General features: G+C 70.4%; 10 protein-coding genes. 5 read left to right on the forward strand and 5 right to left on the reverse strand.

From position 1 onward, the window contains the following. The first annotated feature begins 11 nt into the window (after positions 1–11). On the forward strand, positions 12–1529 hold the full coding sequence (locus OG963_RS02435) for an ATP-binding SpoIIE family protein phosphatase (protein ID WP_319740948.1): 1518 nt from the start codon (positions 12–14) through the stop codon (positions 1527–1529). A 67-nt stretch (positions 1530–1596) separates the two neighbouring features. Here the strand turns inward: OG963_RS02435 and OG963_RS02440 are convergent, their stop codons facing one another. The 4 genes from OG963_RS02440 to OG963_RS02455 all read right to left on the reverse strand — a co-directional run bounded on the left by OG963_RS02440 (position 1597) and on the right by OG963_RS02455 (position 9385). After that, positions 1597–2400, reverse strand: a complete 804-nt coding sequence (locus tag OG963_RS02440; RefSeq protein WP_093771434.1) for a hypothetical protein — start codon at positions 2398–2400, stop codon at positions 1597–1599. Positions 2401–2593: 193 nt separating this feature from the next. Next, positions 2594–3124: a kinase gene (locus OG963_RS02445; protein WP_093772239.1), complete on the reverse strand. Its 531-nt coding sequence runs from the start codon at positions 3122–3124 to the stop codon at positions 2594–2596. A 325-nt stretch (positions 3125–3449) separates the two neighbouring features. Next, entirely contained in the window at positions 3450–4886 is a 1437-nt protein-coding gene (locus tag OG963_RS02450) for a hypothetical protein (protein WP_093771432.1), read from the reverse strand. A 71-nt stretch (positions 4887–4957) separates the two neighbouring features. Beyond that, positions 4958–9385, reverse strand: a complete 4428-nt coding sequence (locus tag OG963_RS02455; protein ID WP_371798277.1) for an AAA family ATPase — start codon at positions 9383–9385, stop codon at positions 4958–4960. 86 nt (positions 9386–9471) lie between these two features. Between OG963_RS02455 and OG963_RS02460 the strand changes: the two genes are divergently transcribed. From OG963_RS02460 to OG963_RS02475, 4 genes are all read left to right on the forward strand, one after another. Next, a complete protein-coding gene (locus OG963_RS02460) occupies positions 9472–10482 on the forward strand; it encodes a translation initiation factor 2 (RefSeq protein WP_093771429.1) in 1011 nt (336 codons plus the stop codon). Between the two features lie 817 nt (positions 10483–11299). After that, complete coding sequence (locus tag OG963_RS02465; RefSeq protein ID WP_319740863.1) at positions 11300–11527, forward strand: hypothetical protein; 228 nt, start codon at positions 11300–11302, stop codon at positions 11525–11527. A gap of 91 nt (positions 11528–11618) precedes the next feature. Continuing rightward, a complete protein-coding gene (locus tag OG963_RS02470; RefSeq protein ID WP_371798278.1) occupies positions 11619–12374 on the forward strand; it encodes an SDR family NAD(P)-dependent oxidoreductase in 756 nt (251 codons plus the stop codon). Positions 12375–12513: 139 nt separating this feature from the next. Beyond that, a complete protein-coding gene (locus OG963_RS02475; RefSeq protein ID WP_319740861.1) occupies positions 12514–13392 on the forward strand; it encodes an ABC transporter substrate-binding protein in 879 nt (292 codons plus the stop codon). A gap of 223 nt (positions 13393–13615) precedes the next feature. Here the strand turns inward: OG963_RS02475 and OG963_RS02480 are convergent, their stop codons facing one another. Then, entirely contained in the window at positions 13616–14542 is a 927-nt protein-coding gene (locus tag OG963_RS02480) for a LysR substrate-binding domain-containing protein (protein ID WP_371800253.1), read from the reverse strand. Positions 14543–14565 lie beyond the last annotated feature (23 nt).

Here is a 14565-nt window from a genome sequence, read left to right on the forward strand (position 1 = left end):
CGATGACGACAATGACCGTCACGCGACTGAACGGGCGGCTGTGCGCGCTGCTCATCGTCTACATCGGCGCATCGTGCACTGTGCAACTCGAGGAATCCGCGGGCGGCCTCGTCCGCTGGTCGGGACTCTCCGTGCTCGTCCCCGTCACGGCCGCCGCCCTCCTGCCCCTACGGCGCTCCTTGATCATCGGCATCGTCACGTTGGCTGCCAGCATCGCCACCTACGGCTTCGCCATCCGCGGCGTATCCGCCGGTGGCCGGACCGCCGTCATCGCCGCAGTGGCGCTGTCCTTCGTCTTCAGCCTCGTCATCTACCGGGCGCGGCCGTATCTGCCGTACGTGCCCGCCACGGCCGCCCCGAACCAGCCCACCCTGCCCCGCCCGGCCAACAGGCAGGCCGACAACGCCCCCGACACACCGCGTGCCGTGCCTGCCCCACCCCCCGGCATCGTGCCCGCAGCGCTGCCGCAACCCGCAGTCGTAGAACTGGCCGGTCACTACCGGACCGGATGCGACCACCTGGGCATGCGCGCCCACTGGCTCGACGCCATCCCGCTGTCCGGCGCCCGGGTCGGGCTCGTCATCGGCACCGTGACCGGACCGGGCGCCGACGCCACCGCCGCCGAACTCCGCGCCGCGGTACGCACCCTGGCCGACATCGACCTGCAGCCCGAGGAACTGCTCACCCATCTCAACGATGTCCTCGCCCGGCTCCGACCCGACATCCGCACCCGCATACAGGGCAACGACACCCAGACCACGGTCAGCGCCGAATGCCTGTACGCGGTCTACGATCCGATCACCTGCCACTGCACGCTCGCCGGCACCGGAGGCCCGCCACCCGCCGTCGTCACACCCGACGGCACGGTCACGACCGTGGACCTGCCCGAGAGCCCACCCCTCGGGCAGACGGACCTGCCCTTCGAAGCCACCGGTGTGGACCTCCCCGAAGGCAGCCGGCTCCTGCTGTACACACACAGCGCCACCGCTGATGAACTCGACAGCCAGAAGCTGACCAGCGCACTGGCCCGGCCCGAGCCCAGCCTGGACGCCACCTGCCGATCCGCCCTCGACGCCCTGCTCCCCGCACCAGAGGCCGCCGTCCTCGCCGTCCGCACCCATGCCCTGGACACCCACACCGTCGCCGCCTGGGACCTGCCGGCCGACCCGGCTTCCGTCTCCCACGCCCGCACCCACATCACGGAGAAATTGGCCGCCTGGGGCCTGACGGACGCCGCCCCCACCACCGAACTCATCGTCAGCGAACTGGTCACCAACGCCATCCGCCACGCCGAACCCCCCATCCAGCTGCGCCTGATCCACCACGCCGGGAGCCTGGTCTGCGAGGTGGCCGACGGCAGCAGCACCTCCCCGCACCTGCGCCGGGCCTGCACCTTCGACGAGAGCGGGCGCGGACTGTTCATCATCGCTCAACTCGCCGAACGCTGGGGAACCCGCCACAACCACCACGGCAAGACCATCTGGGCCGAGCACACACCCACACCCGACCAACCCGCCACCACGGCCTGAGCATGTCGTCCAGAACCGTTGCCGTCCATGCGCTGATACGCGCGGTGGTGTCAAGCGTCGCCCGAGGTCATGGTGTCGCCGGGTGTTGGTGGCCGACCTCGCGTGCGAGGTCCAGCCCGAGGACCCGGTCGAGATGGGCGAACGTCTCGAACTTGGCACCGGCCGGCACGTCCGCGTCGCTCTCCATATTGCGCAGCATGTCCAGGACGGCTGGGGAGCCAAGGTTGTCGGCGAGCGCGGCATGAGCCCGTTGCACCAGGTCGGCAGGGATCGGCCTGGATGGCTCCTGCGCCCAGTCGGCCACCAGCTGCCGCCAGTGCCGCAGTGTCCGCCGGGCCTCGGCGAGCGCGGTACCCGTGACCATGACGGGCGTACGGTGGGCATGGCCGAGCAGCAGCATCCTGAGAGCCAGCGGATCGGCCTCCGGGACGGCTGCGTCCAGGGAGCCCGGGCCGCCCTCCTCCGGGGGTGCTGTGCGGACCTGGCCCACGTCGATCCGTACCCCGCCGACGCTGTCCTGCTGGTCGGCACCGTGCGCGAGCACGTGCACGTCGGCAGCGGCGCTCGGTGTCTCACACGGTTCGTGAGCACGGACGGTGGCGGGCGGATGGATGCCGAGTACGGCCATGACCCGGTCGAGCGCCTGAAGTTGCTCCTTCGGCAGGTCCCCCGCCGTGAGTACCGTGAGGGCCTGCAGGCCGTGCAGCTCAGCGGTGCGCGCCAGTACGTCGCCGAGCAGCAGCACACGCAGGTGCAGCGCGCCGATCCCGTCGCCGACGACCGGCAGATGGACGCAGATGCGCAGGAGGTGGCGGTGCGCGGAGGGAATCTCCACCAGGCGGCCGGTGCGGACGTCGACGATACGCAGCATGCTGCGGAGGTTAGCCGTAGAAACCCCCGGTACGCAGGAAGCCGGCAGCTGGCGGCACACGGTGTAGATCGCGAAGGTCCCGCAGCCGGGCCCTGGAGCATCTGCCGGCCCTGATCGCGGAAACCATCGCCTGCGCGGAGGCGGCCAGCCGACTATCAGCGTCACAGGCCGCCGGGAGCAGCTCGCCGCGCCCCTATTCGAGGGCGGGGAGGCCCAGCAAGCCGGTTTCGACCATGATGCGGTCGACAGTCTCGGCCAGGGAACTGTCCGCGCCGATGACGGTCTCGACGCCGCCGGGCAGGAGATCACGTTCCCGGTACCAGTCGCGCAGCGCCTCCTCCCCGACGTCGTTCGCGATCGGCTTGGTGGCGTGCCGGGCGAGGGTCTCCGTGAACGGCACGTGCAGGTAGTAGCCGTGGGTCGGGCCGCGGTGGTCGGCGCGCAGCCGGTCGAGCATGCCCCCATAGTGGTCGGCGTAGAGAATGCCTTCGAGCACCACGTGGTAACCCGCGTCGAGGGCGTAGCGGGCCGTCAGGTCGATCAGACCGATGTTCGCCGCGCCGGGCCGGTCCCGCTCGCGCAACACGATCCGGCGCAGGTTGTCCTGGCCGACGAGCGCCAGGCCGCGGCCGAAGCGGTCGCGGATGCCGGCCGCGACGGACGACTTGCCCGAGGCGCTGTTGCCGCGTAGGACCACCAACCTCGTGTACTCGGTGCCCACCATCACCCGAAGAAGGCTACCGGCGACCACCGACACCGCTCGTCCGTCCGTCGGCGCTCGCCCTGGCGCCGTGCCACGGCGCCGTTGCCGGATGGGACGAGTGATCAATTGTGGCCCTACGATCAGCGTCTCCGTCCGTAGGAGATCGACACCGGCCGCAGCCAGCCGTCGAACCGCCCCGCGCGCTGGCCGTCAAGACCCACATCGGTCGCGCCATGCCCCAGCCGGGCGCCCGGGACCGGGCACAGCTGGTGGTGTTCGTTCGCCTACGAGTCGGCTGGTCGCCGCACGCCGACGGTGACCAGCCCCGACACAGGACCGGGCAGCCTCACACCCCAGCGACGGTGACGACCTCGTGGCACACCCCGTACGGGCGATCCGCCTCAACCTCCAGCACCCACGTCCCCTCGGCCGCCGTGAGCTCGGCAACCAGCTCACCCGTCCCGTCCGGCAGCAGCGTCACGGGCCTGGCGTCGTTCGTCGGCAGCCCCGGAGCGGTCAGCCGCGCCCAGAGCGTCCGGCCGGTGACGGTCGGGCCGCTCGCCCGGACGGTGAACGGCTCACCCGCCACCGCCATTTCGGGCGCCTCGAGACCGAAGTCGGCTTCGCCCGCGAGCATCTGCCGGGCCAGCCTGCTGCGGCGGATCGCCATCAGCTGGTTCCGCAGAGCCTCCGCGCCGGCCATCCCGGCATGACGCTCCCCGTTCCACAGCGCGTCGTCTTCGCGCTCCAGCACCCACGAGGCAAAGGCCGACCCGCCAGGCACCGTGCCGTCCCCGCCCCAGTCCCGGTCGTTGTCGAGGCGCGTCGGGAACGTGAGGCCGCCGTCGACACCCACGACGACGCCGGCCACGGTGGGGTGTGCCCGGCCGGCGAAGCAGTGCACTCGGTACGGCGGTGCGGCAAGTCCGACCTGGTTTCGGTCCCACGCGTCGTTGATCTCGTCGTGGAAGGCGAACGCCTCCCGCACCAGTTCGGACGGCAGATCGGGTACGGCCACGCGGTTCAGCCGCTTCCTGCGTCCGTCCTCCTTCACCACGCACTCGTAGAACGGCAGCAATTGGGCGACGGATGGAAACGACCTGGCAAGTGCGGCGAGTCTCTCGTTGACCGACAGCACCCGCTGAGCGGCTCGGGTGGCCAGGTTCCGGGGCTCCAACGCATGACCGGTGAGGACACGGACCGCCTTCGCCGCTCCCTGGAAGGGCGTACCCAAGGTGACCAGCGCGCGGGCGTCCTCACGGCCGCCGAGGCACTCGAGGTAGTAGCGGGCGACGAGCCCGCCCATGGAGTGGCACATCAGAACGACTTTGGGCGGATCGTCGTGGGCCTCCGGATACACGCCCGGAGCGATCGACCGCCACTCGTCCAGAGAGCTGTCGAGCTGCTCCTTCAGCCGCTGGGCGGTGAGCCGGTTCGACAGCCGCCAGTCATAGGGGAATACCAAGTACTGTTTCGGGTGGAGCTGTTGGTCGGCTTGTCCGTCGTTCCAGCCCAGCGCCGCCCGCACGTCGGGATAGCCGATGCAGGACAGGAACCCGGGCAGCGCTTCGGGACCCTTCAGCAGCCGGTTGGCCTCCAACGCGTACGGTCCGTCGGGCGCCTGGTCGCGGATGCCGGGTGGCAGCAACAGACCGTCCACGACTTTGCGCGGGCTGCGCAGACTCAGCAGCGCCTGTTTCGACTGGTTCCACAGGTCCTTGCCGTCGCGGGTCAGACGCGTGCCGAGGATGCCCGGCACGAAGACAACCAGGTCGTGGTTCATATGGTGGGTTCTCCGTCTTCGTTTCTCTCCTGGGGCCGACCACCGGCCCGGCAGTCATTCCGTCGCCCCGGTCACGCGCGGCCGACGGCGGTCCCGAGGCGATCCGGGGGAATCCTCACCTGGTCACACCGATCACGGCCCTGCAAGAACAGCGACAGGCCGTGCCGCGTGATGTGCAAGGCGTTCGCCGTGTGTACGGCGGCACCGCGGTACGGGACGGTCAGTCCCGTCACCCACCTCCTGTCCACGACGTCCCGGACGGCGACTGTCCCTTCGCCGCCGAATGCCAGCAGCAGGGGGCGCCTCAAGGTGCCGGCGAAGGCCAGGGCGGTGGGGGTGCCGTGGGGGCTGGAGAAGTGGCGCGCGGGCGAGTCCCCGTCGTACTCCGCCAGGCGCCCGGAGCCCGCCTCGCTCCAAGCAACGATGGGCAACAACTCACCGTCTTCGTACTGGCAGGTCAGAGCGATGCCCGCGCGGGAATCGGGTTCGGCGCGACGCGTTCCGAGGCGGGTGAAGCCGCCCTGCTCGGTACTTTCCCACAAGCTCAGCGCGTCGCCGCAGTGCGCCGCGACCCAGGTCCGCCCTGAGGCCGTGTACGCGGCCACGTCACACACCCGGATCTGGGCGGCCTCGATGGCCCCCTGGGGTGCCCAGCCGGCGCCCTTGCGCAGGAAGGGCACCACCCGCCTGCCCTCGGGCACGAACAGCCAGAGGCCGCCGGACGGACCAGACACCAGAGCCAGCCCCGGGATGGTGTCCCCGGCGTCGCCGCTGAGGTCAACGACCGTGTCCTCGGCCTGCACCGTCAACGACGAGTCGAGGCGCCACACACGGACCCGGCGACCCGCCGCGGCGGCCACGGTCCATCCATCGTCGTGCCCCAGGGCGGCGACGGCGGTCACGCGCGACTCGCACGGGAGGACCAGGCCTTCTCCGGCCCGCCCGCGCACCGGGTGATGCAGGCCCACCATCACCTGCCGGCCGGCTGCTCGCCCCAGCAGCATGACGTTCCCGGACCCGTCCGTCGTGACGGCAGGCCTCGGCCAGGGCTCACTGCGCCGAGGCAGGGGCAGTGCGCCGGCCGCCGCCGGCACCGCGGTGTCGATCACCCTTACGTCGTCGCCGTCACCGACGGCCAGCCATCCGGTGCCAGCGGGGTCGAACGCCAGGCCGCTGCGCTCGTTGGAAAGTTCCAGCACGGCCTCGATCGTGTCGTCGGTGGGGCTGTGCACCCTCACGCGGTGACCCTCGTGCAGGGCGAGCAGCGGTAAGTCGCCGCGCCGCCCGAGGGTGAGCTCCCGTGCCACGGAGTCGTACTGGCGCAGCCGGGTGACCACCGGCGGCGTGTGTCCCTGCGCGGTGACGCGCCACACAGTGACCCGTTCACCGTCCGAGGTGGCCTCGGAGACCGCGACGAGCCCGCGTTCGGCATCCTCGGGCAGTGCGGAGACCGCAAGGCACCGGCCGGAGGCCGCGGGCACCTTCCATCGCGCCCGCACCAGGTCCTGATCGCCGTACAGCTTGCCGTTCAGCTCGTGCAAGGTCAGAGTGTCGCCCGCGGTGAGCAGAAAGCAGCGGTCCCGCAGGCTCAACAGCGCCACCCGCTCGGCCGCGACCGGCAGGACGTCGTAGCGTATGTCCTGCTCCGGCTCGGCACTCCGGGGCGCCACGGCACAGCGCCAGGCCCACACGCACTTTCCGTCCGCCGCGACGATCTGCACCCCGTCGTCGCAGCGGGCGGCGTCGAGAGCGCCGATCCGGCCGTCCCAGGTGTAACTTCTGCGGGGCCGGCGCTCGTCGCCCCACCACAGGTGCAGCCACCGTCCGTCGTGGGACACGGTGATCCGCCCACCCCGTGCGGTCACCTCGCGGACCTCGGCGAACACCGACCCCGCCGTCCGCCCGTCGTCAGGGCGCCTGGTGTGCAGATAGGCGCCCGTGTCGGCGCGGCGGGTGACGATCTCGCCGCGCCCGGCGACGGAGATCGTGCCACCCGCGGCCCGGCTCCAGCTCAGGGCGAGGGCGCCGCCGAGCGGCGCAGGCAGTGCCAGTTCCGGCGGTTGCGGGACCGCGTCGGTCCACACCTCCCGCCAGACCTGCTCGGCGAAGCCCGGCAGCCGACCGAGCGTCTCGTGGGTGTCTGGGTGGCCCACGAACGCCTCGGCGCCGAGCATTGCCCGGCGCTGGTCCTGCGAGGTGTGGCTCTTAAACCTGGCAGCGACCCGCCGGTACAGCGCGGCACCGTCACAGGTGCCGATCAGCCGCCCGGTGAGCGGCATCATCACGTCGGGCTCCGTGCGCACCAGGAACCCCGGGTCGCAGAAAAGCTGCTCGAGCGGGTGCTGCTCGTCCGGTGGGTCGTCGAGGCTCGCCGGGATCTGGGCCGCGTGCGCGCCCAGGTAGGTCAGGGTGTACTCGTCTGCCTGGTCCCAGTCGCCTGCCCGCCGGTACAGGGCGTCGAAGACGCGGCGGTGCGCCGCCGCCTCGCTCAGCCGGGCGCGCTCCAGGAGTGCGGTGCCGTAACTGGCGTGATCGAGCCGGTGCAGCGGCTCCTGCCCCGGCCGGCGTTCCGTCGTGATCAGCACGCCTTTGAGCCGCTGGAGCATGCCGTCGAGCATCACGCGCATGATCTCGGAAGTGCCCCTCCGGCGCAGCTTGTTGGCCAGGTGCAGCCACAGCTCGCGGTCGGCCAGGCCAGGGCCCTGGACCACGGCCAGCGGCAGTAACAGCTCGGCGTAGCGACCGCGGTCGCCGGGGTCGAGGACGTTCAGCTCGTCCGTCATGCGCTCACGGAGTTCGTCGCCCCCGTGCCGGACGAAGGAGTCCAACTGCTCCGCGGACAGTGGTTCCGGCCGCCGGGCCAGGGCCTGGGCCACCAGACGGGCGACGAGGAATCTGCGGCCGCACTGCCGCGCCACCTGTGCCGCAGCCTCCCGCCGCAGTGCCTCGGCGTCCGGACCGGCGTACGGCGATCCGGGGACGTCGTCGAGCAGGGATGCCACCAACGCCGCGATGTCGCGTTCCGTCTCCCGGTCACGGTCGAGCACAAGGTCGGGTGAGGAGCGGTCCAGCGCGTCCAGTAACGACTCGCGCGCCTCGCCGTCCATCGGTCGACGCGGGTGGGCACGCGTGCCGACGATCACCTTCACACCGGGGCACCGGGAGAGCGGGTTCAGCAGGCGGCGCGCGATCTCGTGGGCCTGCCCGGGCATGGCCTCGTCCAGCCCGTCCACGAGCAGCGTGATGCCGCCGATCCGTGGCACCGCCGTGCCGATCCGGTCCACGGCAGCCTGCGCGGTGATGGCCGCCTCCTCCGGCACCTCGACGCCGAGCGGGGCCAGCGCGTTCAGCAGGGACGCGGCCAGGGAGTGCAACGAAGCGCCGTGGCAGGACACCGCGCCGTGGACGGAGCCGGGCGGCGGCACGGTCTGCGGCGGTGGCACGGAGTCCAGGGCCTGCCGCAGGCGGCGTACGGAGAGCAGGGCCAGGCGGGCGAGGAGCGCGGTCTTTCCGGTGCCGGCAGGGCCGGTGACCACGAGCATGCCGCGGCTCTGGGAGGCCATCCAGGTGGCGAGCCGGCTCAGCGGGCGCACGCGGCCGGAGAACTGATGCGGCTGTATGCCGCCGGTGATCGGGCCGAGTCGGTGGGAGGTGAGCCAGGGCTCGCGGTCCGGGGGCAGCACGGCGGGGCGGTAGACAGGGCCGATCGCATCGAAGTGCGGGTTGTGTAAAAACCGGCGGCTCAAGGAGTGGATTTCGCTGAACGCCGGTCGCATCGCGGCATCCTCGAAACCCGCGGCCTGGGCACGTCGGTCGATCGCCTCCAGCAGGTCCGGCATCAGAAGGAAGGGCGCCGTCCGCTCGAATGGCCTTACGGTTCCGTCGAGTTCGAGCTGAGGGTCGTCCAGGGCCTGATGCAGCCAGTCCACCCAGAGGCTCTCCTCCACAGGGCGGTCGGCGCCCGCGGTGGCCAGCACCACGAAACCGTCCGCTGACAGACCGGTCCTGCGGGCGCCGCGCAGAGCGTCGTGGAGTGATCGGCTGCCGTGCAGGGTGCGCTGCGATTCGCAGGCGTCGATGACCACCAGGAGTTCGGAGCCCTGCACTCGGGAGAGTTCGACCATCAGCATGTCGAACGGCATCGCGAGACGGGGGTCGGGATGCGGAGTGCCCAGCCTGTAGCTGTCCCGGCACGCAAGGACGTAGCTGTCGTCGGTGGCGTGGCCGTGCCCGGTCCAGTAGAGGATCTTCCGGTCGGCCTCGGCGGCGACGAATCGGTGGAGGCCTACCTCCACCGCCGCCCGCGTGCCGTCTCCTTCCAGCTTCTCCGCCCTGCCGAAGCCGAGCTGGTCGCACAGCCGAATGAACCGCTCACGGGCGTGCAGCACATGCTTGCGGTCCCGCAGCCCACCCTGCTCGCCGTACTCGGCGATGGCCACCGTTCCGACCAGGCCGGACGTCCGTAGCTCTTCGCGTCTGATCTCGAACTCGAGCGACATCCCGTAGCCCCTCCCGCACCTATACTGGTGGATCTCCGTGACGTGTGTCGCGTGATCGCCAACAAAGCCTCGAGAAGGGCACGTTGATGACCTCAAGGGACCGCTTCACCGTGGTGGGACGCCGGACCGACTGCCACGTCTTCGAAGGCGACGGGACGCGCCCGATCGCCGAGGAGAACATGCGGGTGAGGTACGTGCCCGAGTCGGTCAAGCTCCCCGAGGAGATCGCCGAGTGGCGTCGCGAGATCGAGGCCGAGGAGGCCGTCAAGGAAGCGGCCGGCGAGCCACACCGCTGGAACAACCCGCGGTTCGCGGTGCGGCGTCTGGTCGTCACCCGGACCCACACGGCCGAGGACCCGGTCACCACCCTGACGCTCTGCGACGCCGACTACTTCGACTTCCTCACCACGTCCATCAACCTGGATCGCAAGCAGCCGAACGGCCTGACTTTGCGTCAGCAGTACATGGACGGGCGGGATCTCTTCGACGCTCCCGAGTTCATGTTCTGCAGCTTCGGCATCAACGTCGCCCTGGAGACGGGCAAGGACGGCAAGATGCTGTTCTCCCACCGCAGCGCCCGGGTCGTGGGGCCGAACACGTCGAAGTGGAACTCGTCCGCGAACGAGGGCCTCGCCCGTAACCACGATCTCTCCCCCGATGGGCGCGTCAGCCTGCACGCTGTTGCCCGCCGGGCGCTGCGCGAGGAACTGGCTGTCCTGGATTCCGACGACGTCGACCTCGAACTGCTCGGGTTCGGGTTCGATCTGCGCAACAACCAGTGGGCCGCGTTCTTCCGGGCCGTGGTCACCGACCTGTCCGAGGACGACCTGCGCGAGCGCTGGAGCCGGGGCGTGGAGGACAAGTGGGAGCACGACCGCCACGCCTTCGTCTCCGCGAACCCGGAGTCCGTCCTGCGGTTCATGCGCGAGGAGCCCGAGGAGAAGTGGACGCCGTGCGCGCCGGCGCTGTTCTACCTCGCTCTGGTCCGCGGCGCGGTGCGTGCGGCCGGCGGGAACCCCGACGCCCGCTACGACGTCGAGGCGATCGAACGGAAGGTCATGCGCGAGCTCGACGACAATGAGGACGACGTCGCCTAGATTCTCTCTCCTTGGTCATCTGCGGGACGGCGCATCTGCGCAGCGGCTGTGGTGATGCCGTCGGGCTTCCGCCCGACGGCGGCTGCAGGAACGGCAGGGAGGCCAGACCCGGGACCGCGGCGCGCACCTCCGCCAGGACATGAGGAAAGTCCTCGTCATCGATGACACCCAGGCACTCCTGGCGCAGTTGGTGAATGACTTCGGCGAGCTCGCGCCGGAGCCCCATCCAGGCAGGGGACGCTGCGCTCGTGATCGAGACACCCAGCACTTCGCTCAGGACGGACGGTGGCACCTGGGTGGACCGGTGAGAGGCACGCCAACAAGTTGGCACGTTCGGCCGTCACCGTGCACGGAAGGGCTCGAGACCGGGGCGCGGGGTGGTCGGATCGGGCGGGGTGATCACGGTGTGACGGTGCGCCGCCCGTCGGGCTGACCCGTACCTCCTGTTGCTCCGATTGGTGCGGACACGAGTGTTCTTCCGATCGCATCGCTGCTGAGCGAGCGACGGCTGCCCCTGTCGATGTTGAGTCGGTTGCTGCTTCGACGTCTGCGGGGCGCCGACCGTTGAGCTCCGGTCTCCGGTGATGATCCAACACGGCGGGAAGCAGGCTGCGCCTGTCCGGGAGATGACGGTGGAACATCTTCCTACTCGTCCCGAGCTCACGGGCTCACGGGCTCACGAGCGGGATCGTGGAGCGCACGCCGGTGGTGGCCCAGGACGTGGAGGGGCAGCCGTTCGGTGTGCGGGGCTGACCGCGGCAAGCAGTGACCTCGGGCAGATCGGCGCGGCTCGGCTCGCAACGGGCGGGGGGATGCGATGCTGCGCCAGTACGTGGGGCAGTGCGTGGACGCGGTGGTCTGCCAGCGGGTCGACGAGCTGTTCCGGGACGGGCACCGGCGGGGACTGCCGGCGGAGGCGCCGCCTGAGCTGCTGAGTGAGGTCACCCGCTGCGCATCGGAACGGCTGCTCACCTCCTGGGTGCCGCGTAAGTGCGACGGGAGCGCGACCGGTCTGTTGTGGGCGACCGGCGACACCGTGCTGTAAGGGGCGATCTGCTCAGCACACCCCGGCACCGACGACGAACGACTCAGGGCGGTCATTCCGACGACCCGCGATGATGAGCAGGAGGTGGCCCGTGACCGGGGCAACCGGCAGGGTGGCATTGGTGACAGGAGCCAGCAGTGGAATCGGTGCGGCCATCGCGCGCCTGCTGGCCGCGCGTGGGATGCGCGTGGTGGTCAACTACCTCCGCAGCAGCAGGTCAGCCGAAGAGGTCGTGGCCGGCATCGAGACTGCAGGCGGCGAGGCCATGGCCGTGCGGGCCGACGTGCGCGAGGCAGCGGCGGTCGAGAGCATGGTCGAGCAGGTCCGATCGGCATGGGGCGGCGTTGACGTGCTCGTGCACAACGCGCTGATCCCGTATGCGGTCAAGTCGTTTCAGGACATGACGTGGGAAGAACTCGGCGGCAAGCTCGACGCCGAGATGCATGCGGCGTTCGCGGTCACGAAAGCTGTCCTGCCCGCCATGACCGAACAGGGCTGGGGACGCATCATCTATCTGGGTACCGGCCTCAGCCGCCGGCCTCGGGAGGGCATGATCGCACTGGGCACGGCCAAGGCCGCACTGGAACAGTTCGCCCGGTACCTCGCTCAGGAACTTGGCCCGCAGGGCATCACGGTCAACGTCGTAGCCCCCGGCCCGGTGGAGTCACGCATGGCGGATGACGTGTTCGACGATGCGCAAAAGCAGCGGCAGGTGGCCGCCACCCCCCTGGGCCGTCTGGCGTACCCGGCCGACGTCGCCCAAGCGGTCGCCTTCTACGCAGGCGAGGACAACGCCTTCATGACCGGCACCACGGCCGCGGTCAACGGCGGCATGTCCATGGACTGACGTGCCGCTGTCCCCCCGCGCACGGGGCCGTTCCGTCCCGGTCCAGCCGGCACCGGCCCACCGAGCGCTCAGCACCATGGACCGCAGCGCCCCGGACACGTGCGGCGCACGACGGTGACACGATCAAGGAAAAGCATCCATGCACACGATCGATCTCGCCTATGTCGGGCGGGGCTTGCACGAGGAACTGACCGCCTACATCGCCGACCAGCAGGACTACTACGCGGAGGAGGACGTCCACGTCGCGCTGCGCGACGGCTGCACCTGGGGCGAGGAGCGGCTCCGCCGCTGCGCCACCATCGGGCTCGGCCGGGCACTGTTGTCCCGGCTGACCGATGGCACCCCCTGGGTCGCACTCGATGTCAACACCCACCACCCGCTGTTCTGGTTCCTAGCCCGCCCCGGCCTGACCACCCTGACCGACCTGGCCGGCCGACGACTGGCGGTACACGCGCCCCACACCGCACCCGGGTGCTTCGCCCGGATCATGCTGCGTCAGGCCGGCCTCGACCCGGACCGCGACATCCACACCGTTGTCCGCCCGCCCGGTGACTACGGCATGGACCTGCGCCGGCTGCGCGACGGCACGATCGACGCCGCCCTCGTCGGCAGCACCATGGCACCGGAGGCGATCGCCGCCGAGCATGGCTGGCAGGTGCTGGGCTGGGTCGGCGACCACTTCCGGATCCCCACCGTGGGCGTGGCCGTCGACCCCACCTACATCCACCCGGACGACCCCGCGGTCCAGGCCGTCGTACGCGCCCACCGACGCGCTCTGCGGGTGATCCACAACGACCCCGACATCACGGTGCGGCACATCCAGACGTACCTCGGCCGGCACACCGCAGACGAAGCCCGAGCCCACTACGAGAGGTTCATCGCACCGTATTTCACCACCGACGGCCAAGCCGACCTCGTCGTCGGCGCCACCGCGATCAGCGCGGTCGCCGCCGAACTCGGCGTCCCCGTCACTGTCACGGCAGGCGAGTTCTACCGCACCGCGACCACCACTCCCTAGTACTCCCGTACCGGGCGATCTCCCGGCGTGATCGACGAGCCTGCGGCATGTGGCACTTGTTCGCTGTCCGGCAAGACGTCTCCCACAGGCTCGTGGGGCGAGGCCTACGACGAGTCGTCCGGTCGAGGTCCGGGACCTGCTGACCTCTGTTCAGGTCGCGGTCATACGGTCGACCGGACAGCTCCCGCCAGCGCAGACACCCGCCGTGCTCAGGGCGCCGTCCTCACGTCGTTGAGGCGGCCGCCGGTGCCTCGCTCCTCGTCCCGTGCGACAGCACCGTCTCGCGGAACGAGGAGACAACCGGGCGCAGGTCGATGTGGTGCCAGACGGCCCACAGGTGAACGCACGCCTCGCGCCAGGGTAGTTCACGTACCACCACGGCATCCGTCACACCTCGCACCATGCTCTTCTGCACCAGAGCCAGGCCGAGGCCGGAGGCCACAAGGCCCAGCGCCGTCAGGGGCTCCGGAGCGTCGAGCCGGATGTCGGGGGTGAAGCCTGAGGCAACACATGAAGCGACGAACGCGTCCCGCCATCCTGGGTCGCCCTCCTCCTCGATGGCGATCCATGGCTGGCGGTCCAGGTCCTGAGCCGTGACCGTGTCCCGTGCGGCCAGCGGGTGACCGGCCGGCAGGACGAGCAGCAAGGGGTCCTCCAGCAGGGGCGCCGCTCGCAGCACAGGATCGTCGCGGTCCGGTGGTTCCCGTACCAGGGCGATGTCAAGGCTGCGCTGGCGCAGCCCTTCGAACTGCTCCGAGGCGGACATGTTGTACAGAGCGACGTGAATACCGGGACGCTCCTCCTGCAGTCGGCGCAGCGCACCGGGAAGCACGCCCGTGTGCATGGCGTCGGGCGCGTAGCCGATGCACAGGCCTCCCTCTTCCCCGCGGCCCAGTCGGCGGCCGAGGTTCTCCAGACGGTCGGCGTGGCGCAGCAGCGCTCTGGCCTCGCTCAGGAACACCGCGCCGTCACGGGTCAGGCGGATGCGCTGCTGGGTGCGCTCGAACAGGGCGAGGCCGAGCTTCTGCTCGAGCTGGGCGATCTGTCGGCTGAGCGGGGACTGTGAGATATGGAGCTGTTCGGCGGCGCGGCCGACGTGTTCGGTCTCGGCCACGGCGATGAAATAGCGAAGTTGCCGCAGGTCAAGCATGTAAGACCTCAAGGGACTCAAGT

This window comes from Streptomyces sp. NBC_01707 (assembly GCF_041438805.1).
Taxonomy (GTDB): Bacteria; Actinomycetota; Actinomycetes; order Streptomycetales; family Streptomycetaceae; genus Streptomyces.